Origin of the sequence: Sphingobacterium tabacisoli (genome assembly GCF_017908035.1) — a bacterium.
Taxonomy (GTDB): Bacteria; Bacteroidota; Bacteroidia; order Sphingobacteriales; family Sphingobacteriaceae; genus Sphingobacterium; species Sphingobacterium tabacisoli.
This window is the reverse complement of sequence record NZ_JAEQMU010000006.1, coordinates 390,045-413,548: the sequence shown is the minus strand read 5'-3', so window position 1 is coordinate 413,548 and position 23,504 is coordinate 390,045. Positions and strand designations below refer to the sequence as shown.

Annotated in this window: 18 protein-coding genes; 15 read left to right on the top strand and 3 right to left on the bottom strand. The window is 40.3% G+C overall.

Annotation, left to right across the window (positions count from 1 at the left end):
- Nucleotides 1–22 precede the first annotated feature (22 nt).
- The 4 genes from JKG64_RS20460 to JKG64_RS20445 all read left to right on the top strand — a co-directional run bounded on the left by JKG64_RS20460 (nucleotide 23) and on the right by JKG64_RS20445 (nucleotide 7,005).
- The gene (locus JKG64_RS20460) at nucleotides 23–1,813 is read left to right on the top strand and encodes a hypothetical protein (RefSeq protein WP_210356124.1); all 1,791 of its coding nucleotides are present in this window, start codon (nucleotides 23–25) and stop codon (nucleotides 1,811–1,813) included.
- A gap of 38 nt (nucleotides 1,814–1,851) precedes the next feature.
- Nucleotides 1,852–3,639 (top strand): TrkH family potassium uptake protein, encoded by a 1,788-nt coding sequence (locus JKG64_RS20455; RefSeq protein ID WP_246512713.1) that lies wholly within the window; start codon nucleotides 1,852–1,854, stop codon nucleotides 3,637–3,639.
- 20 nt (nucleotides 3,640–3,659) lie between these two features.
- On the top strand, nucleotides 3,660–4,346 hold the full coding sequence (locus JKG64_RS20450; protein WP_210356123.1) for a potassium channel family protein: 687 nt from the start codon (nucleotides 3,660–3,662) through the stop codon (nucleotides 4,344–4,346).
- Between the two features lie 196 nt (nucleotides 4,347–4,542).
- The gene (locus tag JKG64_RS20445; protein ID WP_210356122.1) at nucleotides 4,543–7,005 is read left to right on the top strand and encodes a YfhO family protein; all 2,463 of its coding nucleotides are present in this window, start codon (nucleotides 4,543–4,545) and stop codon (nucleotides 7,003–7,005) included.
- Between the two features lie 58 nt (nucleotides 7,006–7,063).
- Here the strand turns inward: JKG64_RS20445 and JKG64_RS20440 are convergent, their stop codons facing one another.
- The gene (locus tag JKG64_RS20440; RefSeq protein ID WP_210356150.1) at nucleotides 7,064–7,663 is read right to left on the bottom strand and encodes a ribonuclease HII; all 600 of its coding nucleotides are present in this window, start codon (nucleotides 7,661–7,663) and stop codon (nucleotides 7,064–7,066) included.
- Between the two features lie 143 nt (nucleotides 7,664–7,806).
- Here JKG64_RS20440 and JKG64_RS20435 point away from each other — a divergent pair, with 143 nt between their 5' ends.
- The 4 genes from JKG64_RS20435 (at nucleotide 7,807) to fabD (ending at nucleotide 13,731) form a co-directional block, all read left to right on the top strand.
- Complete coding sequence (locus tag JKG64_RS20435; protein ID WP_210356121.1) at nucleotides 7,807–8,541, top strand: hypothetical protein; 735 nt, start codon at nucleotides 7,807–7,809, stop codon at nucleotides 8,539–8,541.
- Between the two features lie 15 nt (nucleotides 8,542–8,556).
- Nucleotides 8,557–11,379 carry an outer membrane beta-barrel protein gene (locus tag JKG64_RS20430; protein WP_210356120.1) on the top strand — a complete coding sequence of 941 codons (2,823 nt, stop codon included), beginning with the start codon at nucleotides 8,557–8,559 and terminating at the stop codon, nucleotides 11,377–11,379.
- Between the two features lie 106 nt (nucleotides 11,380–11,485).
- On the top strand, nucleotides 11,486–12,718 hold the full coding sequence (locus JKG64_RS20425; RefSeq protein ID WP_210356119.1) for a M16 family metallopeptidase: 1,233 nt from the start codon (nucleotides 11,486–11,488) through the stop codon (nucleotides 12,716–12,718).
- 125 nt (nucleotides 12,719–12,843) lie between these two features.
- Complete coding sequence (gene fabD / locus JKG64_RS20420) at nucleotides 12,844–13,731, top strand: ACP S-malonyltransferase (RefSeq protein ID WP_210356118.1); 888 nt, start codon at nucleotides 12,844–12,846, stop codon at nucleotides 13,729–13,731.
- 14 nt (nucleotides 13,732–13,745) lie between these two features.
- Here the strand turns inward: fabD and JKG64_RS20415 are convergent, their stop codons facing one another.
- Nucleotides 13,746–14,474: an RDD family protein gene (locus tag JKG64_RS20415; protein ID WP_210356117.1), complete on the bottom strand. Its 729-nt coding sequence runs from the start codon at nucleotides 14,472–14,474 to the stop codon at nucleotides 13,746–13,748.
- Nucleotides 14,475–14,615: 141 nt separating this feature from the next.
- Here JKG64_RS20415 and JKG64_RS20410 point away from each other — a divergent pair, with 141 nt between their 5' ends.
- Genes JKG64_RS20410 through JKG64_RS20385 form a run of 6 tightly spaced genes read left to right on the top strand, consistent with a single transcriptional unit; the run spans nucleotide 14,616 to nucleotide 20,747 of the window.
- Nucleotides 14,616–15,578, top strand: coding sequence for a stage II sporulation protein M (locus JKG64_RS20410; protein WP_210356116.1), 963 nt, complete (start codon nucleotides 14,616–14,618; stop codon nucleotides 15,576–15,578).
- Nucleotides 15,569–16,486: an ABC transporter permease gene (locus JKG64_RS20405; RefSeq protein ID WP_210356115.1), complete on the top strand. Its 918-nt coding sequence runs from the start codon at nucleotides 15,569–15,571 to the stop codon at nucleotides 16,484–16,486. The genes JKG64_RS20410 and JKG64_RS20405 overlap by 10 nt, the downstream gene beginning before the upstream one ends.
- The gene (locus JKG64_RS20400; RefSeq protein WP_210356114.1) at nucleotides 16,479–17,216 is read left to right on the top strand and encodes a DUF4129 domain-containing protein; all 738 of its coding nucleotides are present in this window, start codon (nucleotides 16,479–16,481) and stop codon (nucleotides 17,214–17,216) included. The genes JKG64_RS20405 and JKG64_RS20400 overlap by 8 nt, the downstream gene beginning before the upstream one ends.
- Nucleotides 17,213–18,418, top strand: a complete 1,206-nt coding sequence (locus tag JKG64_RS20395; protein WP_210356113.1) for a DUF4350 domain-containing protein — start codon at nucleotides 17,213–17,215, stop codon at nucleotides 18,416–18,418. The genes JKG64_RS20400 and JKG64_RS20395 overlap by 4 nt, the downstream gene beginning before the upstream one ends.
- On the top strand, nucleotides 18,415–19,419 hold the full coding sequence (locus tag JKG64_RS20390) for an AAA family ATPase (RefSeq protein ID WP_210356112.1): 1,005 nt from the start codon (nucleotides 18,415–18,417) through the stop codon (nucleotides 19,417–19,419). Before JKG64_RS20395 ends, JKG64_RS20390 begins: the two co-directional genes overlap by 4 nt.
- Nucleotides 19,419–20,747 carry a DUF58 domain-containing protein gene (locus JKG64_RS20385; RefSeq protein ID WP_210356111.1) on the top strand — a complete coding sequence of 443 codons (1,329 nt, stop codon included), beginning with the start codon at nucleotides 19,419–19,421 and terminating at the stop codon, nucleotides 20,745–20,747. Before JKG64_RS20390 ends, JKG64_RS20385 begins: the two co-directional genes overlap by 1 nt.
- 310 nt (nucleotides 20,748–21,057) lie before the next feature.
- On the opposite strand, the gene metK is transcribed toward JKG64_RS20385, so the two are convergent.
- On the bottom strand, nucleotides 21,058–22,311 hold the full coding sequence (gene metK, locus JKG64_RS20380) for a methionine adenosyltransferase (RefSeq protein ID WP_210356110.1): 1,254 nt from the start codon (nucleotides 22,309–22,311) through the stop codon (nucleotides 21,058–21,060).
- Between the two features lie 300 nt (nucleotides 22,312–22,611).
- Between metK and JKG64_RS20375 the strand changes: the two genes are divergently transcribed.
- Nucleotides 22,612–23,490: a diacylglycerol/lipid kinase family protein gene (locus JKG64_RS20375; RefSeq protein ID WP_210356109.1), complete on the top strand. Its 879-nt coding sequence runs from the start codon at nucleotides 22,612–22,614 to the stop codon at nucleotides 23,488–23,490.
- Nucleotides 23,491–23,504 lie beyond the last annotated feature (14 nt).

Genomic DNA, 23,504 nt, shown 5'->3' with positions numbered 1-23,504 from the left:
TCAAATTAATAATGAAACAAATATGAAGCTTGCGTTGAAGTGGATTCTGATTGTATTGCTGGTCCTTATATTGGGCATATCTGGGGTGGTTTGGTATTATGGAAGAAATTGGAAACCGATTGTAGAGACTAAGCTCAAAGAAGCTGTGCACAAATCCACAGGCGGATTGTATACATTAAAGTATGATGACCTAGATCTGAATATCGCACTCGGAAATGCGACATTATGGAACGCGGAATTGATTCCCGATTCGGCAGTATATAGACAGCAAGTATTGTCTAAAGAAGCTCCCAATAACCGTTATCATATTAAGTTGAAGACATTGAAGATAAGACGCTTCAGTCTTATGGATGTGTTGTCTGAGAAGAGATTGAATATCAGTTCTATTGTGTTTGAAGAGCCTAGTATTCATCTTATCAGTGAGTACCATGCCTACAACGATACGATTTCTGAACATAAGCAAAAAACGCTATATGAAAATGTAAAAGATATCGTTAGGTCTATCAATGTAAAGGATATCAAAATTGATAATGTAAAGTTTAAGTATTCTAAAATCGAAGCCGGGAATACCAGTCACATCAGTCTAGATCAGGTGAATATCAATGTTCATGACGTATTGGTTGATGAGACCTCTCTTGCTGATACCTCACGTCTCTATTACACCAAAATGGTTGACGTGCAGATTCCTCATTTTGAGTACGACCTACCGGATGGATACTATCGCGTTAAGTTTGATGACCTGAGGATAAATACCAGAGAGCAGAATGTCTTATTAACCAAAGTCTTTTATGGACCTAAAATGAATAAGGCCGCTTTTTTTAAGAAAAAAAATCAGAATGTGACCATGGCTGTTTTGGCGTTTGATACGTTACGCATGGAACATCTTGATTTTAAGAGATTGATCGATAATCAACAAACTATTGCGGCTAAGGTTCAGATAAAGAACGGGTCTGTAGATCTCTCTGCTGATAAAAGATACCCTAAATACCCCGTGGTGAAAATAGGACATTCTCCACATCAGCAACTGATGAAGGCAAAAAAGCTATTGCGACTGGATACCGTTTTCGTGGATAATATCACCGTAACTTATCATGAGATGAGTGCGAAATTTGGACGTGAAGGATCCATAAGCTTTAATCATGCCAAGGGAACACTTACTAATGTCACGAACGACACTACTTTATTACATAAAGATAAGTATATGAGAGCTGATCTCGTGGCACAAGTTATGGGGGCTGGACGGCTCCATGCAAAATTTGGTTTCGATATGTTAAGTAAAAATGGATACCATACTTATAGTGGTACGTTGGGAGCGATGAATGCGACAGCTTTTAACCGTATTCTACATCCATTACTCAATGTGGGGATTGCTTCTGGAAATATTAAAAAGATAGCTTTTAATATGGAAGGAACCGATCGTAAAAACTGGGGTTCCTTTAAATTTGATTACAATAATTTAAAAATTGATCTACCTGAGAAGGAAAATGGCAAAAAATCAAAAGTAGCATCTTTCCTTGTCAATCATATTTTGATTAACGATAGTAACCCTGACGCGAATGAGCAATATCATGTTGGAAAGATTAACTATACACGTGTACCAGAACATACATTCTTCAAGACACTTTGGCAAAGTCTTCTCGAGGGGATTAAACAGTGTGCGGGTATTAGTCCTGAGCGAGAGGCCAAGTTATTGGGTACAGCGGAGAAAGCGAAAGAGGTGAGCGCAGAAGCAAAGGGAGTAGTAAAAAAGACAGGTCAATTCTTTAAGGGGCTGTTTAAAAAGAAGGAAAAAACTGAAGCAGAGGAGAAGTAATTGACTTCAGCAAAAATATATATTACTATGTTTGTAGTATGAAGTCTATTGCAGATTTTTTAAAGTTTGTATTTCGATACCGTTACAAGGCTGTAGACCTTATTATGTTTTATGTTAGCATGATATGTGCTGTGACCGTATTGGTACACATAGGCTACATTACGAATGCACAGATTGCAAAACACACAAAAGTAGCGATTGTCGCTATGTTCTACGGTCTATTTGTGTTAGAGTTCTTCCGTAGCGCCTCTTCTATTTTCGCCTTCAGGCGTATTACAGCTTCACATTACTCCGGTATCGTGGTCATCGCTTATTTTTTGATTGTCACTTTGTCCCGTATTTCTGGCTTTACATGGGTCAACTACCTCGTTAAAGACGAGTGGCTGTATCTAGGTATAGGAATTGTCTTTCTATCCGAACTATCAAAGAGCAGTTTGTTTTTTGATAACTTTTACTTCAATCCCACAATATTATTTGTAATCAGCTTCATCGGACTGATTCTTATTGGTACGGTACTGCTCATGTTGCCAAGGACTACTCTAGAAGCTCCTCTTGGCTTTGTAGACGCTTTTTTCATGGCTACAAGTGCGGTGTGTATTACAGGGCTTTCCGTAACGGATATTTCGACCAATTTTTCATTGTTTGGACAGACTATTATCATGTTATTGATACAGGTTGGAGGATTGGGGATTATGACCTTTACAGGTTTCTTTGGTTATTTCTTTTCAGGGGGATTCTCGTTTAAGAACCAGCTGATGTTTGGGGAAATCTTGGGAGAAAACAAACTCAATGACGTTGTGTCAACTTTGCTGACGATAATATTCATTACTTTATTGTTCGAGCTCATTGGAGGTATATTTATCTATTTCACATTAGATCCTACACTTTTTGAAAGTTCTGCCGAGCGTGTATTTTTTTCTGCCTTTCATGCGATCTCTTCCTTCTGTAATGCTGGATTTTCTATTCTTTCGGATGGAATCGGTAATCCTGGGTACAGATACAATTATAGCTTTCAGATTGTTTTGGTTTTGATCTTTGTTTTGGGGGGATTAGGGTTTGGTACAGTGTATAACTTTTATACTTACCTCAAAGGCAAAGTCAACGCCTTGATCTGTATGGTGTTTCTAAAAAAGAAATACAAACACAAAGCCCAGCCTTTTAGCTTCAATACCAAGTTTATACTCTTGTGTAATGCAATTGTTGTCATTATGGCGACGGGTTCTTATTTTTTGATGGAGCAAAATAATACACTGGTCCCCGATAGGAGCGTGCTAGGCGAATGGGTTACCTCCCTATTTATGGCAAATGCCTCCAGGTCTGCGGGATTTAACAGCGTCGATGTCAATTTCGTGAGCACACCTACATTGATTATGTTGACCACGTTAATGTGGATAGGGGCTTCTCCTGGCTCGACAGGGGGCGGGGTGAAGGTAACCACCGTTGCAATCGCTTTTATGAATATTTTTTCATTAGCGCGAGGAAAAGATTCTATCGAACTTTTCAAAAGGAAGATAGCTTCAGAATCAATCAATAAAGCATTTGCTATTATTGTTCTTTCCGTATTGACGATTACATTTTCTTTTGTGCTACTTAATTTTTCGGACCCCGACCAACCGATGAAGGCACTCCTGTTTGAGTCCGTTTCCGCGTACACCACTTGTGGGCTTAGCTTGGGAGTAACTCCGTCATTGAGTGCGACAGGCAAGATGATTATCATTTTTACGATGTTCGTGGGACGGGTCGGAATGTTGACATTGCTTGTTGCTTTTATTAAAAACACGAAAAACAAAAGTTATATTTATCCAACAGAAAAGCTTCTGTTTTAGGGTACTAAATAGACATATAGATGAAATATATAGTTTTAGGTCTTGGGCATTTTGGCCGCTCGTTAGGTATACACCTAACCGAGTTAGGGCATGAAGTCATTGGGGCCGATTTAAAGATACAGATTGTTGAACAGTTGAAAGACAAGATTACCCATACCGTTTGTCTGGATACGACTGATCGGGAGGCGGTATCCTCCTTGCCACTCAAGGATAGTGATGCGGTCATTATCGCTATCGGCGAAGATGAAGGCGCGTCTTTACTCACAACAGCTTTGGTCAAACAGCTTGGAGTCAAACGGATTATTGGGCGGGTTGTCTCTGACCTACAAAAGACGGTCATGGAGGCGATGCAGATAGACGAATATATTATGCCCGAAGAGGAGGCCGCAGAACGCCTCGCTATGCGATTGGATAATGTCGATATCGTTGATTCCTTCAAAGTGTCTGATAGATATAGTATTATAGAGACCAAAGTGCCTTCCAAATATGTAGGCATGACACTGAGAGATGCAGACTTGACCAATAGGTACAAGGTCATTGTCTTAACGACTGTTACAGTGACCGATGCGGTTGCTAAAGGTAAGACCGTACATCGTAAGGAAGCCTCTGGAATTGCGAAATCAGACACTTTATTGTGTGAAAACGACTTATTAGTATTGTTTGGTGAGCTTTCAGATATTAAGAAATTGATTGAAAAAGAAAGTTGATTTAGGAGCCGGAGGGATACTGCTGTAAATACCTTTTATATGAGGCGCAATTATATTGCATATAAAAATGAATTTATGTAGGTTTGAGCTTTATAAAAGGCATAACCTCTTAACTTATTCATGGATACATGGTGAGCTTTATGATAGAAAAATATGCTCATGGTGAATTCATAACCTTTAAAAGAAAAATTATTTGATGAAAAATTGGTTTAAAGAGAATTCCTCGCATTTAATTGTTATTGCGATATTCTTTGTGTTAGTGTTTTTTTACTTCTCTCCAGTTTGGCAGGGAAAAGCATTGTCGCAACATGACGTTATGCAGGCGATGGGAAGCCAAAAAGAGCTTTTCGATTACAAGGCCAAAGACGGACATGCGCCACAGTGGACCAATTCGATGTTTGGAGGGATGCCTACTTATCAAATTTGGTATGAGCATACGACGAATATTACGACTTATGTCAGTCGCTTTATAAAGACGGTTTTCCCTTTACCTGCTGACGTTGTTTTAATTTACCTTCTGGGAAGTTATTTTTTGCTTTGTGTCCTTCGGATAAAACCTTGGTTAGCAGCTGTAGGTGCTATAGCGATTACCTTTTCGTCTTATAACTTTATTTATATAGAAGCAGGTCACGTCAATAAAGCCTATGCTATTGCTTATTTAGCACCTATCATTGGAGCTGTCCTGCTGTGTTATCGGGGAAGTAAGTTATGGGGGCCGATTTTGTTGGCTGTATTTCTTGCATTGGAAATCCGGACCAATCACGTGCAGATGACCTATTATTTGTTTATTGCATTGTTGGTTTTCGTTGGGTTTGAGTTATATTATGCTATTCGCGACAAAAAGCTTCCTGCTTTTGCAAAAGCTACCGGTCTACAGTTGGGAGCCGTAGCTATTGCGGTAGCTGTCAATGCGACCGTTTTATTCCCTACTTATGAGTACAGCAAATTGACCACTCGTGGTAAGGCAAATATCGTAAAGGTTGAAGAAGGTGGCAAAAGTGCAGGATTAGATAAAGACTATGCGTATGCCTGGAGCCAGGGAGTCGGTGAGAATATTACCTTTTTGATACCTAATGCTTATGGTGGAAAAAGCCAGGGAGTATTAGGCGCAGATTCTCATGTTGTTAAGTTTTTTCTTGGATTAGGAGTGCCTCAAAACCAGGCACTACAGATGGCGCAGAGTTTGCCTACGTATTGGGGAGAGAAAAGCTTTACATCTGGACCTTGGTATTTTGGTGCGGGCATTATCTTCTTGTTCGTTTTAGGTATTTTTATTGTCAAGGACAGATTAAAATGGTGGATACTATCCGCGATTGGACTCACCATTCTTTTATCATTCGGTCGGCACTTTCCTTTCGTTTCTGATTTGTTCTTTGATTACTTCCCGATGTATAACAAATTTAGGGCAGTAGAATCTATTCTGATTATTCCATCTATTTTGATTCCATTACTGGCTATTTTGACGGTCAATGAATTGATCAATAGAGGTAGTGAGATTGTTCAGTTGGATAAAAAGGTACTTTACAGTTTTGGTATTGTCGGTATTATTTGTGTCGCCGTAGCGTTGATGCCGAATATTCTTGCGTTTAAAGCCTCGACTCATCAGGAGTTTATAAGTATGCTAACGCAAAACTTTGGGGATGCAACTCTTGCGAACCAGCTTTCGGCTGAGCTAATAAAAGACAGGGCAGATCTTGCTTCTGCCGATGCTTGGCGGTCCTTCGGAATCGTACTTGTCGTTTTTGCTTTGACCTGGTTCTTTGTTAAGAAGAAGCTTTCTGCCAATGTTTTGGTGATAGGAATAGGTCTTATTACACTATTGGATCTTTGGACGGTGGATAAGCGTTATCTGAACAATGATACATTTGTTGATGAAAGCCTTACAAAAAATCCTATTCAGGAGCGGGAGGTGGATCAGCTCATTCGTATGGATAAGGATCCACACTACCGGGTGCTTGATATGACGACAAACCCGTTTTCAGATGCTAAAGCCTCCTATTTTCATAAAAGTCTAGGTGGATATCATGCTGCTAAATTGATGCGTTTTCAGGAACTATTGGAGCATCAGTTCAATGGTGCTATCAATGAAGATGTCTTGGATATGTTTAATGTTCGTTACGTTATCACCCGTGATCCGAACAATGGAGCGGAGCGTATTCAGCGTAGATCTACGGCGGCAGGAAATGCCTGGTTTGTCGACAAGGTAACCTTTGTCAAGGATAATGCACAGGAGATGCAGGCTATCAGTAGTTTCGATCCAGCGAAAGAAGCTTTTGTGCACGATGAGTTTAAAGGTAAAGTTAACGCCGCTCGGTTGGGCCGTCCAAATAACGCTGATATCAAGCTTACATCCTACCATCCTGACAAAATGGAGTACGAGTATACGGCGCCGAATGACGTCTTTGCTGTATTCTCCGAAGTATATTATGATAAGGGGTGGAAAGCATATGTTGATGGCGAAGAAGTTCCTATCATCCGGGCCGATTATATATTGAGAGGCTTGCAGTTGCCTGGTGGAAATCATAAAGTCGAGTTTGTTTTCGATTCACCGACAATGAAGACTTCGAATATCGTGTCTTTAATAGGTTCTATCATCTTGGTTGCTGGTTTGGCAGGAGTAGTAGTGATTTCGAGTAGAAGAAAGAAAGCTTCCAACTAACATACTGTATATACTACGACAAAGAAACGGGCTACCTAATTTTAGGTAGCCCGTTTCTTTATAATTCTAGTTTTAGCTGCGGATCCGTAACTCGGAATGTACGTCTATGGTGTATCGTTGGCCCATGCTCTAATACGGCTTTTCGATGTACAATGGTTGGATATCCTTTGTTTGAGCGCCATTCATACTGAGGGAATTCGTCCGCAATCCTATCCATGTATTCATCTCTATATGTTTTAGCGAGAATAGATGCCGCTGCAATTGATAGGTATTTACCATCGCCTTTTACAATACAGGTATGAGGTACTGTTTTGTAGGGTATAAATTTATTGCCATCAATAATCAAATGTTCTGCCGTGAGGCTTAGCGCATCCAGAGCTAAGTGCATGGCTTTATAAGACGCATTGTGAATATTTATCTTGTCGATTTCTTGGGGTGTCACGCTACAGACAGCAAAAGCTAAAGCTTCCCTTTCTATTATTGGACGGAGTTCATTCCTTTTCTTTTCTGACAGTTTTTTTGAGTCATTGAGAATGGGATTGTAATAGTCCTTTGGAAATATAACGGCAGCAGCAAAGACAGGGCCGGCGAGGCATCCACGACCTGCCTCATCGCATCCGGCTTCTACGAATTCATTCTGAAATTGGGATAAAAGCATATTTTGATTTTCAGTGTAACTTATCTGTGATATCGTCATGTTAACACTTATTTACACTACTTCTTCATTTTTTTGTAAAGATATTGACGATTTAAAGAAACTTTTACATCTCTTTGTCCTGTAAAAGTAAACATAAATTGCTGATGAATAAATTTAATATCCTATTTCTGATCTGTTGCTGCCCATTCGTGCTATTTGCACAGAAGAAAAAAAAACAGGATTATACTTTCCAGAATGTTGAGAAAGTTGCTTTAGATGGTAATCTCACGGAATGGTCCGATAAATTGTATAATCCCGAAAGTGATTTTTGGTCTTTTGGCGTCAGTAAGAATGGAGACAAACTGTTTATCGCAGTACGTGTTAAAGATGATATGTTACAGCGGGAGGCATTGCGCAATGGTGTCTTTGTAAATATTAGCTATAATGAAAAGAAAAAAGAAGGGGCTAAGCTTGTATACCCGTTTGTAGATAGAGAGCGATTGCGGGCCTTGAGCCAGGATGATGGCTTTGATGCAAATAATATAAAGGATGAGCTGTTAAAAAGTGTTCGAGGATACCTGATATCAGGTTTTAGTAAGGTCGTTGATGGACTTTTGTCCTTTGATAATACCTATGGTATCCAAGCGGTAGCACGATTTGATGAGCAGAATGTCTTGGTCTACGAATCTGTTATTCCCTTGGAGTTGATCGATTTTAAGAGTGATAGGGTTGCGGTGCAGGTAGGGATTAATACGCAGTTTTTTCAAATGAAAAAAACAGGAGATTCGCGTAATAGGCCAAGCAATGTACAGGTTTATGGCGCAGGTCCCACAGGGACAGTGCTGAAAAATCCGTACAAAGAGGAGACAATGGTTTGGCTCTTCGGTACAATAAAATAGAGAGAATATAAACATATGGATTTTTTAAAGACATGGGGTGTGGCGTTGGCCCTATTCGTTAGTTTTTCTGTTCAGGCACAATCTAATAAGATTGTGCAGGGATTTCTTCGGGATTCTTTGTCAAGGCCTATTGCTGGCGCATCTGTGCATTATATTGCAGGGACAGATACGCTAAAGACCAGTTCTTCCGTTGGTGGAATTTATACCTTTAATAACCTGAAGGATCAATCTTTCAAGATTAAAGTTTCCAGTTTAGGATTTGAGCCGTTTGAGAAAAACTATACGTTTACTCCTGTTGAGGATAATAGGATGCTAGTGCCTAACATTATCCTGTTAGGGATCCCCAATATGTTGGAAGAGGTTGTTATCAACGGTGTTGTTACGGTTCAGGTCAAGGGGGATACCGTAGAATATTCTACTAAGGATTTAAAATTACGCGAAGGATCTGTGGCAGAAGATGCCCTAAAGAAATTGCAGGGAGTAGAGGTGGATAAAGATGGAAATGTGACCGCTCAGGGTGAGCAGGTAACTCGTGTGCGCATCAACGGAAAGGACTTTTTTGGAGGCGATGTCAAAACAGCTACGCAGAATCTTCCTGCCAATATCATTGAAAAAATGCAGATTGTGGATGATTTTGGAGACATGGCTAATCTTACTGGTAATAAATCAGGCGAATCGACCAAGGTGTTGAATATACAGATTGATCCCAAATACAATGAAGGGTATGTAACGACGTTACGTGTAGGGGCGGGGACAGAAGAGCGTTATCAGACTACAGGAATGTTTATGGGCTTTAAGGACAAATCCCAAGTGTCGGTATTGGGTAATCTGAATAATATGAATGCCAATCTCTTTGATTTTAATTCGATGGGAGGAGGAGCTAGAGGACGACAAGGAGGAGGCGGCGGACGGGGCCCTGGAGGTATGTTCGGTGGTTCTGAGGGGATTACTAATACAGGGTCCATCGGCGTTAATATTCGCCACGATTTTTCCGATAAATTGAAAGCTTACGGTAGCTATTCGTTCGGGAGAGACGATAACAATACTTTGTCAAATTCGTTCACAGAGTTCTTGGGAGACCAAAAGGGCTTAACCCGTGAGTTGGAGGACGACAAGAACAGTATTCGTGCCGATCATCGTTTCGAAGGAAACCTGGAATGGAATATTTCGGATAAAGATTATATTAAAATAACCCCACAACTCGGATTTAGTGATAACACGACGAGGTCGGTTAATACTGCTACCTACTTAAAGAATCTATTGAAAGATAATATACAGGTGACTGATTTGAACTCAGGTTCTAATGCGCCTCGATATAATTTTTCGGGATTATATAACCGAAAGCTGAATGACAAAGGCCGGAATTTGTTCTTTAACCTGAATTACGATAATGCGGTCACTGAGAATGAGTTTAATGAAATATTAAATCAGAAAATTTACGATCCGGCAAATCAGAACGAATCGATAAAGGATGTTTATGTACAGACACTGCGTGATGCCCAGAACAAAAGTTGGAATGCGGGAGCTTCAGTTTCTTATACGGAGCCACTGTCGGAAAAGAGCAAGCTAGAAGTCACCTATGACTTTAATAATAATGATTACGACAATAAGGACAAGCAGAATGCTTATGATATCAACAATCAGTTGATAACCGATCCAGAACTATCCGGGGTGAAGAATTACGTATATAATTACGATTATGCATTTACTACACATCGGGTGGGCGCTAGCTTTATGTATGATAATGATAAGATTAAATACTCCATAGGAGCTGCTGTGCAACCGTCACTATTAAAGGGTAATGCGAGTAGTGCAGATGCCTCTGCTACAATCGACCGGTCTAACTTCAATATTATGCCTATTGCGAGGTTTGAATACAAGTTCTCAAAACAGTCTAATATTACCATTAATTATAGCGGGAAATCGGTAGAACCGACACTTTCTCAGATTCTCCCATTTGAGGTGAGCACCAATAGAACAAACCTTACTTTGGGTAATTCGGATCTTGATCCAGAATTTAACCATTCTTTAAGAATGCGTTTCAGAAGTGGTGATTTTCAGAAAGGGAAAACATTTTTCGCTATGCTTCGTGGAGAATATACACAGGATAAAATAGTAACTATGAGCAGACGCTATGCTAAAGAAGGCGATGGTATTTTTCAAGAGACGGGTTATCAGAATGAATCTGATCCGGTATACTCTTTAAGTACATTTTATCACTGGGGAAGATCGTTGAAAGAAAAAACCTATAATATTATGTATGGGGGTGGTGTGAATTATAACCACGGTATTTCCTATTTGAATCAGAATGAGACCGGTGGCACGTTTGATAAGGTTGTTACAAACAATACTGTTATTAGTCAGATGTTGTTTTTCCGTTATAATCCTTCTGAAAATTTAGAGATTAATCCAGGTGTAAGGTATTCTTATAATATGACAAGGACTTCGCTTGCAAAATTGGAGTCACCTAATACGTCAAAGGTTGCTCCATCTATTATTGGGTCTGTAAATATTACTCCGACCACTATTTTCGGAGCGGACGTCTCGAAAGAATTTAACCGTGGGTATGCGAGTAATGTGAATCCATTTATTATCAATACTTATGTCGAGCAGAAATTGCTGAAAGGTCAGCGCGGAACCATTCGCTTACAGGCGTTTGACTTATTAAATGAGCAGGTGAATATCAATCGGACTGTTGCTCAGGAACTGACAGACAGTCGTACCAACCGCTTGGCCCGTTACTTTATGTTGACATTTACATTCAAGCTACAAAAATTTTCCGGAGTGAATCCGATGGAAGACAATAGTCCATGGCGAAGCATGAGACCACGAATGTAGGGGCTTCTGTAATCCATATATACACAAAAGGCGTTCAAGTATTAAGGAGCGCCTTTTGTGTTTTTAATTACGTAACTTTGCATTCATTATTAAAAAATCCATCTGAATGAAGGAGTACAATCTTATCCAATTGGATAACGGTATACGCGTATTATTGCATTTTCAAAAATCAGTTATCACCCATAGCTGTATTCTCGTAAATACCGGATCTAGGAATGAGCAAGAGGGTAAGTTTGGGATGGCTCATTTTATTGAACACCTTGTTTTTAAGCGTACTGAAAAGCGGTCGACCAATCAGATTTTGAATCGGTTGGAGCACGTAGGAGGTGATTTGAATGCCTATACCACAAAAGAATACACCTGTTTGCACGCTTCGTTCCTGAATCCCTATTTGGAGCGGGCATTAGATCTTTTTGAAGACGTCTTATTTCACTCTACCTTTCCTGATACAGAGATAGAGAAAGAGCGGGGCGTCGTTTTAGACGAAATCGCCTCCTATCTAGATAGCCCTGAAGAGTCAATAATGGATGATTTTGAAGACCTTTTATTTCAGGGATCTGGGTTGGGACATAATATATTAGGTTTAGAAGACGATCTAAAGTCTATTACGAAGTCGGACATTCTTCGTTTTATGCAGGATACCTACAGCACCTCGGAAATCGTTATCGCTATTTCGGGGGATTATTCATTGACCCAAGTAAAACGATTAGCAGAGCGTATTTTTGGAAAAATTAAGCCTAATCTCTTAGATACCCCGACACAAGTTGTCCCCGTTGTAAACAACATTAATCAGATTGTTGAAAAACCAATCAATCAAGCACATTATATGTTGGGTGGGCAGACTTTTGGAGTCTACGATGAGCGGAAAACCGGACTGCTTTTACTTAATAATATGCTCGGAGGGTATGGGATGAGTTCGATCCTTAATCTCGGTATTCGTGAAAAATATGGTATTGCTTATACGATCGAGTCTAATTTTACCATGTATAAAGATACCGGGAGTATCAGTATTTACCTGGGTACAGATGAAGAGAAGCTAAATAAGGCCGTTTCGCTGGTTTTTAAGGAATTAAATAAACTTAAAAACACGCCTGTTTCTGAATATCAGTTGACTAGAGCAAAACAGAAATTTAAAGGACAGATTGCCTTAGCTGAAGAAAACAGAATGAGTATGGTTATTGCCGAGGCAAAGAATATTATAGATTACGGACGGGTTATTTCTTTGGAAGATGTACTGGGTAGCATCGATAAGGTCAGTGTGCAAGATCTTTTCGAACTGTCGAATATCTTCTTTGACGAGAAACGCTTAGTATCTTTAAGATTTATGCCCGAAAAGTAATTATCTTTAAAACATAAATCATTCACACCTGAAATATCACTGTAGTAGCGATGACATGAACAGGAATGGATGAAATCTGGATCCGCCAGCTGGCGGACGGCTATTAAAAAACTAATAATTTACAAATGAAAACAGCTTACATTTTTCCTGGTCAGGGAGCCCAATTCGTGGGAATGGGACAAGATCTTTATAACCTGAATGCAGAAACAAAAGCACTATTTGAACAAGCGAACGACATTTTAGGATTTCGTATCACTGATATCATGTTTGCAGGTACGGATGAAGATCTTAAACAGACGAAAGTAACACAACCGGCTATATTTTTGCATTCTGTTATTCTTGCAAAGGCGCTGGGCGATAGTTTTAATCCTACGATGGTTGCAGGACACTCATTAGGCGAGTTCTCTGCTTTGGTTGCCGCTGGAGCTTTGTCATTTGAAGACGGGTTGAAGCTTGTCGCACAACGTGCAAATGCGATGCAAAAAGCCTGTGAAGTGGAACCTTCTACGATGGCGGCAATTCTTGGATTGGATGACGAAACCGTTGAGCGGATTTGTGCACAGGTAGAGGATGTTGTGGTTCCAGCAAACTATAACTGCCCAGGTCAGCTAGTTATTTCGGGTTCTATCGCAGGAATAGACAAAGCATGTGCATTGTTGACTGAGGCAGGCGCAAAGCGTGCGTTGAAACTGAATGTTGGAGGAGCTTTTCACTCCCCACTGATGGAGCCAGCAAAGGTTGAGTTACAGGCCGCTATTGAAGCCACTGTTATCACGGCTCCAACTTGTCCAATTTACCAGAATGTGGACGCCAAACCTTATACAGATCCAGCTAAGATCAAAGAAAATCTTATAGCTCAGTTGACAGGTGCCGTAAGATGGACACAGACTGTTCAGCACATGCTTGTCGATGGGGCAGAATCATTTGTTGAAGTAGGACCTGGGAATGTGTTGCAAGGATTGGTTAAAAAAGTCGATAGACAGGCACAGACATCTTCAGCGACAATAGCATAGGGTGAATAGTGCTATTATTGTTCTTTGAACATGTAATAGTGGTCCTTTATGACTTGACTTATAAAGTCCTCTGGGTGTATGTTTGCTTTTACACCCAGTAGGATTTCTACTTTGGCCGCCAAGGCCTGGATAATTGTATAGTTTTTTCTGCGGTATCCGGTGTGATATATTTCTTTGATCTCGTTGAGATCCCGGTCAGCAAGCCTAATGACCTCCGGATATATAATGTTGTGCGTTGCCGTAATTTCCTCAAATAGTGTTTCTTTTAAACCTATGTTTTCTTTGATATTGATAACGGCCGTTTCTGCGGCAATATCTCCAATACGTTGACTTTTTTTGGATAATATAATACTTGTGAGCCCCAGTCCTCCCATGCTCATGAATATGTCCACTGCATTACACACCCAGCGTATAAAATATTGATAGAATGTGGCTCGGGTGCCGTCTATCTTAACGACTTTTATTTTCATAATTCGCTTTCCGATAGTCTGACCTTCCATCAGGGTCTCAAAAAGAAGAGGATACAGAAAAATAGGTAAGGTAGCGAAAGAAGCAATTCCCCAACTGAGCCAAGGGTCAGAAGAATTAAACAGACCCATCTTGGAAAGAAGGGTAAATGTAAAGATGGCATACAATATCATAATACCATAATCCAACCCAAAAGCGATACAGCGCGAACCTACAGATGCGAGCTTATATTCGAAGTTTACGTTTTGTGGGGTATTGATCAGTAACTTGTTCATCTTGATGTGAAGTTACGGACTTCGGTTATAAAAAAGATAGATTATGTGTTTTTAAATTAATTTTCATGGATTAATTTTTATTAGTTTTCGAGAATCCCGTGCTTTTTATCTAAGTTTATAGCAAGCTGTAATCTTAAGTTTATGCGAGAAGCATCCTTTATCGAACGTAATAAAGAAAAATGGTTGTCAATAGAAAATAACTTGACAAATAAAGGAGATGTCAATCCAGACACTTTGGCTTCTAATTACATTGAGTTGACGAATGATTTGGCCTACGCACAGACCTTTTATCCTAAAAGTAAAACGAAGCAATATCTCAATGAACTTTCTATCCGTGCCCATCAGCTAATTTATAAAGATCAAAAATCGTCAAATAATAAGATAGCCCATTTTTTTCAGCTGGAGGTCTTCGAGGCTATTTGGTCTATCCGGCGTCCCCTGATGTACTCCTTTTTGATTTTCGTGTTTGCTAGTTTGATCGGCTTTGTTTCGGCTCAGCATGACGAAGGATTCGTACGACTTATTCTCGGTGATGGCTACGTCAATATGACGATCGAAAACATCAAAGCCGGAAATCCTGCCGGAGTGTACCAAGATGGAAGTAACTGGGGTGGAGCGCTTGCTATAACCATTAACAATGTGAAAGTCGCCTTTTATGCCTTTATTTTTGGTGTTTTTTTTAGCCTTGGTACGGGCTATATCCTGTTCAGCAATGGTATTATGGTGGGGACGTTCCACTATCTATTTTATAAGTATGATGTATTGCAGGAGGCCATGTCTGCGATATGGATACATGGTACGATTGAGCTTTCCGTTATCGTCATTGCCGGCGGATGCGGTCTTGCGATGGGGAATAGCATTCTCTTTCCAAAATCTTATAGTCGGTTGGAGTCCTTTAAAGCTGCAATCAAACAAGCTGCAAAAGTGTTGATTAGTACTGTTCCCTTTTTTATCATAGCAGGTACCCTGGAAGGGTTTGTCACACGGTACTATCAGGTATCTGTATGGTTGTGTGCATGTATTATTGTGATGTCTATGGTAGCTATTATTTATTGTTACATCATTAGACCTCGGCAGTTAGCAAAAAAGTATAAATGGAGTTAAGCGAATTCGAGTTTAAGCGCGAGCGTAAAGTAGGGGAGTTTGTACAGGACTTTATCAACCTACTGAAAATTATTTGGGGACACCTATCACGAGAGTTGCTGCGGCTATTGATCGGTCCGTTGTGTGTGATGTTGCTTGTCGGGTACTACATTTCCACCCAGCTCAATTTAAACGCTGATTACAGCTCAGGTGAGATTGTCGATATGCTGATCATTTTTGGGGTTGCGGCGGTTTTTATGCTGATTATTGGGGTACTGGCGTTTGGATTTACCATAGAGTACTTTATCCTGTTAAGGGATAGGAGGGACCTTTTGTTTTCTTATAAAGATATCTGGAGGTCGTTTAAAAATCACATGGATAAGTACTTCCGTTTTTTATTGGGAAGTATCATCGTTGGCATTATTCTATTTATTCCAATTAGTTTTACGTTATTTATTTCAGCATTGATTCCCCTTGTAGGAAGTCTTGCCATCGGGGTTGTTTTTGCCATATTAGGGTTATGGTTCTTTACTGCTTTTATGCTATATAGAGAGAATTACTACGACCTGTTTGATACTTATACCTCTGCTTTTTCGATGTTAAAAGACAAAATCGGTGAATATGGTTTAGCTTCTTATGTAGTCACCTTTCTATTTCGGTCTTTAATGACACTAATGAGTATAGTTCCGCTGGTTATAATAGGTTTGTTAGCATATAATTATGTTGGCTTCAACAATGATTTTTTTGAAACATATGTTGGGAAAATGCTTGTTACTTTTGGAAGTACGATGCTGTCCGTTTTTTTTATCATCTATTACATGCTATCCGTAATCAGCTATGGTATTATCTATGAAACGGCCAAAGAACTCCGTTTTGGAGAAGATGTTTTTGAAAAGATTCATAAGATAGGAAGGAGGGGCGATGCTTAGTGCTTTACAGGCGGTTGCTGTGGATACCCTCAGTGTTACAGACAGCATGCCAACATACACCTATTGGAAGCCCGGTTATTATGATTCTATTCCTAAGAGTAAGATGATAATAGCGGACACCTTACCTTCTTATGATACTATGCTGTCCCGGTATCAGAGCAAAGAATTTGAGTATATAGAGAGTATTTCAGATAAGTTGAGCTTTTTTGATAAGCTATTCGACCGTATTGAGGCTTTCTTTTCAAGTCTATTTCCTGCCCCGACCACTAATTTTAATGAAGGAATCTTTAATATATTAGCGGTTGTTGGTGGTGTTATTTTTGTGTTTTTAGCATATAGGTTTTTTATCTCGCGCAAGCGCGTATATATACATCACGAGCATGAAGAGGAAGAGCAGCAGCAGATAGACTTTGTGGAGAAGAACTTGCTACGGGTTGATGTCGATGCCTACTTGTCAGAAGCGTTGCAACAGAAAAACTATGCTTTGGCTATTCGTTACCTGCACCTGATGAATATACAGCTTCTAGGTAGAAAAGGAATTGTAAAATGGAACCAGTCAAAAACCAATAGTGAGCTGATGGAAGAGGTGGATAATGTTGCCTTGAAGAATGAATTTTTAGCATGTGCCGCGCTGTTTGATTACGTATGGTTTGGAGGGTTTGCTATTACGGCAACATCTTACACGAAATATGAAGAACAGTTTGTCCAATTTCAAAGGAGGTGGTCTTGAAAAAAAGCATATGGATAGGGCTGTTATTGGTATTGATTGTTGCAATAGGTATTGCACTGATTGATGCTGGAGCAAAGCGCCCCATAAATTGGTCAAAAACCTATAATTTCAAGGATAAAATACCCTATGGTCTTTTCGTTTTTAGGAATGAGGCGCCTCGTATCTTAGGCCCCGATCACGTGTATGAAGATTTTGGAGAGACGCTATATGAATTGGTAGATCGTCTGGATAGTGTTCTGGATTATAATGCCGTATTGGTTGATGTATACCAATATGTCAGTTATGATAATCTAGATGCAAAGAAGATATTGGATTATGCTGATGCTGGAGGAGAGATTTTTGTAGCCTCGACTTATATCGGCGATGAGCTGCTGGATACGTTAGGCATTAAAGTTGAGGCATTGCAGTATAAGTTGTTTGTGCCTACGGACAAGAATGTCAGCTACTCGCTGGGACAGGACACAGGTCGGCTTTATTTGGATAGAGTTTCAGATTTCAATGTTTTCTCTAAGCTTAATGCAAAAACCTGTACGATTTTGGGACAACTACATTCCCGAGGAAGAGCTATCCCCAATTTTGTTCGCGTGTCTCACGGTAAGGGTGCCATTTATTTACATTTAGTTCCAGAGGTATTTACCAACTATCACCTATTGCAGGAAGAAGGGTACGAGTACGTCTCACGGGCCTTGAGCGTAATTAAGAATAAGAAGGTGTTGTTTTCCGATTATTACTTTAATTCCGGAGAGTCTGCTACGCCTTTGCGGGTTATTTTAACCAGCCCGGGTTTTAGCCAGGCCTGGTATTTATTGTTGTTTGGTCTTTTTGTACTGCTATTGTTTAAAAGCAAGCGTGAGCAGCGCGCGGTAAAAATTGTGAGACCAGAGTCCAACCTTTCCAAAGAATTTGCGAAGACCATTGGTACATTATATTATGAGAATGGGGATCCCGGAAATATTGCCCATAAAAAAATCGATTATTTCCTCTATGCTATACGGCATCACTATCACTTAGAAACGCTGGATCTCATAGACGATAAATTCTTACGGCAGCTCTCTCTGAAATCAGCAGTAGGTCTAGAAGAAACGACGGCACTTTTCTCTTTTCTCCACGGGTGCCGCACGCGGAATAGTTTTTCCATAGCGGATGTAAAAGATATTAATAGAAAAATAGAAGAATTTAAAAGTAAAGCTAATTTGATATGAGCGAACAAGATAATGTAACAGATCGTTATTTGCCCGATTTTGAAAACAGAATTGATTTGACCGTTTTACAAGAGAAGTTAGAGGCTGTAAGGCAGGAGATCAAAAAGGTGATTGTAGGACAGGATCGTGTAATCAATATGCTGTTGATATCGATTCTTGCAGGAGGACATTCGCTGATCGAGGGGCTACCTGGAGTAGCGAAGACATTAACGGCGAAACTTATCGCGAAGACCATAAGTAGCGATTTCAAGCGGATTCAGTTTACGCCAGATCTAATGCCTTCCGATGTGACAGGTTCGTCTATCTTAGATTTGAAGACCAATGAGTTCGAGTTTAGAAAGGGGCCGATATTTGGGAATATTATTTTGATAGACGAGATTAATAGGGCTCCAGCGAAGACACAGGCATCACTGTTTGAATGTATGAGTGAGGAGCAGGTCACCGTCGATGGACATACCTACAAGATGACGAGCCCATTTATTGTATTTGCGACGCAGAACCCCATTGAGCACGAAGGAACCTATCGACTGCCTGAAGCTCAGTTAGACCGCTTCTTATTTAAGGTGGATGTTCATTACCCTGAGTTTGAGCAAGAGCTGAATATTTTGAAAGAGCATCATTTGCAACGTGCTGGTAATAAAGAAGAGCTTGTCCAAACGGTCATGAGCAAAGAAGAACTTGTTCACTTCCAGCAATTGACAAAACTAGTTTTTGTACATGAGGATGTGTTGCATTATATTGCGCAGATTGTTGTGCAGACGCGTAGTAATCCAAATTTAAGCCTTGGAGCATCTCCGCGGGCATCCATTGCGCTATTGGAAGCGTCCAAGGCCTTTGCTGCTCTTCAGGGGAGAGACTTTGTGACCCCAGAGGATGCGAAGTATGTGGCACCCTCCGTTTTAGGACACCGTGTGCAGCTTACCCCGGAGAAAGAAATGGAAGGCTTTTCGGCCGATTATATTATTCGCCAATTGGTAGAATCTGTAGAAATTCCTCGATAATGAAGTGGATAAGGCAGCTGTATGTCAAGAATCTCTTTTTCTTTCTGCTTTTAGGATTGGCGGGAGGTTTTGCCCTGTCGTTTTACGTGGAACCTCTACGTATCTTATGCACCGTTGTACTATGGGGGGTACTATTGGTTTGTGTTTGGGATTTATTTTTTCTGTTTCTTCCAAAAAAGCCCATTGTGATTCAGCGTAGGTATCCTGAAAAAATGTCAAACGGAGATATTAATCCGTTCTCGTTGCTGGTTTCGAGTAGTTATCCTATTAGAGTAAAAGCACGTGTACTGGAAGAGATGCCTCTACAATTACAGATGCGGCAGAATGAGTTTTTTTTACGGTTGTCTCCAGATAACGCCCATGAAATCGAATTCGAACTGTCTCCCAAAAGCCGAGGCGTATATTCTTTTGGAAGGTGCAACGTTTTGGTCAGTCACCTTGGACTTTTTGAAAGGAAGTTTGTGCTTGAGGGCAGTCTTGATATCCCTTGCTACCCTTCCTTTATACAGATGCGTAAATATCAGCTCCTGGCAACGACGGATAGACTAGTTGAGTTAGGTATTAAACGCATCCGCCGTATAGGCACTACGATGGAGTTTGACCATATACGTGAGTATGTCAAAGGCGATGAGTATCGACATATGAATTGGAAAGCCTCCGCCAAGCATAATAAGCTGATGATAAACCAATATCAGGAAGAGAAATCCCAGCCAATTTACTCCTTTATTGATTTGGGGCGCGTGATGCGGATGCCTTTTCAAGAGATGACTCTGTTGGATTATGCTATAAATGCGACCTTGGTCCTTTCGAACGCCGCGATACTTAAACAGGATAGGGCAGGTATGTTGACCTTCTCCAAAGAAGTCGATAATCATATTGTCGCCGAACGGAACAATAAGCAGATGAAGCTGATCTCCGACAAACTTTATGGCATTACAACAAAATTCGAAGAGTCTGAGTTTGGAGGACTATATGCTTTTGCTCGGAAGTATATCAATAAGCGCTCGTTAATATTTATTTATACGAACTTTGAGACCTTGGAAGCAATGGATAGGCAACTCCCTTATTTACGGATGCTGAATAAGAGCCATATCGTGGTTGTGATCGTCTTCAAAAATACAGAACTGTTCGATTTGGCCCGAGAGCAGGCTATAAAAACAATCGATATCTATAATAAGATTATTGCGGAAAAATTTGTGTACGAGAAAAACCTGATTATCCAAGAACTCACCCGCAACGGCTTGCAGACTATCTATACGGCACCGGAGGACCTGAGTATAAATGCCATAAATAAGTATTTAGAGATCAAGGCGAGGGGGCTGATATAAGGTATGCTTTTCTAACCTATGCGTATGTTACCTTAAGTATAAATATACTATAGATAGTATCAAAAATCTATTAAGAAGGCAGCTGTCTACGAGATGCTTCCAACAGTATAGCGAATTGTTTCCGAATTTACATGCTGTCAACATGGACTTAACACGGACTCAAAGGCTTTTTGTGTGTATTATTATAGGGTTGTCCGGTAAGGGTGTCCCTTTCATAAGTGTACGGATTAGAGATTTGATTACACATTTTTGCATAAAAAACAGCACTCCAATTTTTGGAGTGCTGTTTTTTATTTTCGTTGCTGTTTGCTTAAACGCCAAAAGCCGCTTTTACTTTATCAATATAGTCGAGTTTTTCCCAAGTGAATAACTCAACTTGCATTGTTTTGGTCTCACCGTTTGAGTTCTCGAAAGTTTTAGTAACTGTTTTCGGTGTTCTTCCCATGTGTCCGTATGCCGCGGTTTCTGCATACATTGGATTCCGTAAGCCTAGTCTTGTTTCTATGCCATACGGAGTCAAGTCAAACAGTTCCGTTATTTTGGTTGCAATTTCGGAATCAGAGCAATTTACTTTGCTCGTGCCATAGGTGTTTACATAGATTCCCATAGGATCTTTTACACCAATGGCGTATGAGATTTGTACTAGAATCTCGTCCGCAATACCAGCCGCGACTAGATTTTTAGCGATATGTCTCGTCGCATAAGCAGCCGAACGGTCTACTTTTGAAGGGTCTTTTCCAGAGAAAGCCCCACCTCCGTGCGCACCTTTCCCTCCATAAGTATCGACAATGATTTTACGTCCAGTCAATCCGGTATCTCCATGAGGACCACCGATTACAAACTTGCCGGTAGGGTTGACATGGAATTTTATATCATCGTTGAATAATGCTTGTAGTTCGGGCTTCAACTGTGCTTTGACACGAGGAATCAAAACGTTTTTGATGTCTTCTGTGATTTTTGCGAGCATAATATCCTCTTTGTCGAAATCGTCGTGTTGTGTAGAGATTACGATAGTGTCGATGCGCAAAGGTTTATGGTCGTCACTATATTCTAGTGTAACCTGAGATTTAGCGTCTGGGCGTAAATAAGTGATTTCCTTATTTTCACGGCGCAATGCTGCTAGTTCATAGAGTAAGCGGTGGGATAAATCTAATGCTAAAGGCATATAGTTGTCGGTTTCATTGTTGGCGTACCCAAACATGATGCCTTGATCACCAGCGCCCTGGTCTTGTCTCGTTTTGCGGTCTACCCCTTGGTTAATGTCAGCAGACTGCTCGTGTATTGCCGATAATACGCCACAGGAATTGGCTTCAAACATATAGGCCGATTTGGTGTAGCCTATCTTCTCAATAACCGACCGGGTTATTTTCTGTACATCTAAGTATATTTTAGACTTGACCTCACCAGCCAGTACAACTTGTCCGGTTGTGACCAATGTTTCTATAGCTACGCGGGCGTCTTCATCCCAGGCTAAGAAGTTATCAATTAATGCGTCAGATATTTGATCAGCAATTTTGTCGGGATGGCCTTCCGATACCGATTCGGATGTAAATAGATATGCCATATTACAATATTTGTTTTTGTATAGTATTACTTCTGCGGACCGCGTTGTATCTTAGGGGAAGGGCAATACAGGTAGTAGTGAAAAATCGAATGAATGAACGGTTTTAGCACTTTTTTTCTGTGGTTGCAATCTCCCTTTTTACCTCTGTATGTGTAAAATGCAAATCAGTCCACCTTTTTTTGACGCCACAAAGCTACAACTCTTTTATAACTATTAAAAGCTAATTTTAGTTATTCCAAAATTTGAACGGTTATTAATTGCAATGTATTCTTATCTTTACAAGCGTGACAGTATGCATTTATGGAAGATCAAAAAAAGATACTTTTTGTGATAAATCCCATTTCGGGAGGAAAGAAGAAAACGGCTTTCAATAAGAAGGTTCTAGAAGTTCTTGATTTAAAGAGGTTTAATCCTACTTTTCAGCAGACAACCAAGCCTAATCACGCCTATGAACTGGGGAAGAAAGCTATTGAAGAAAAATACGATGCGGTTATAGCTGTAGGTGGAGACGGTACGATCAACGAGTTGGGGTCGGCACTGATAGGGTCGGGAGTTCCTCTGGGGATTATTCCCGAGGGATCGGGTAATGGGCTGGCACTCTATTTAGGGATTCCTATGAATGAAACTGCTGCTATTCGTCGTTTAAATCGGTTTGAAACGGTTGACGTGGATTGTGGGACAATCAATGATAAGCCTTTTTTTAATATTGCGGGGCTGGGTTTTGATGCATCAGTGAGTGACCGATTTGCAAATGACTCCATCCGGGGACCCATCGGTTATTTAAGATCTGTGATCAATGTCTTAGGAAAATACAAGCCCTGTCACTATACCTTAACCATAGATGGTAAGAAATATGAAAGGGAAGCTTTTATGATCTCTGTTGCCAACTCGCCACAATACGGTAATAACGCTTATATAGCACCCAATGCATCTGTAAGTGACGGGGTGTTAGATGTGTGTATCGTGCATAAATTTCCCTTGTATATCCTGCCGATGATGGTGTATCACCTTTTTAATCGATCTGCAGATCAGTCCGAGTATGTTGAGATTATTCCGGGGCGCAATATATTGATCGAGCGGGATGATACCGGTCCTGTGCATGTCGATGGCGAGCCATTGGCCTTAACCGGAAATCTTAAAATAGAGGTAAAACCAAGTTCATTGAAGATAATATGTTAGAAGGGTTGAGGGGT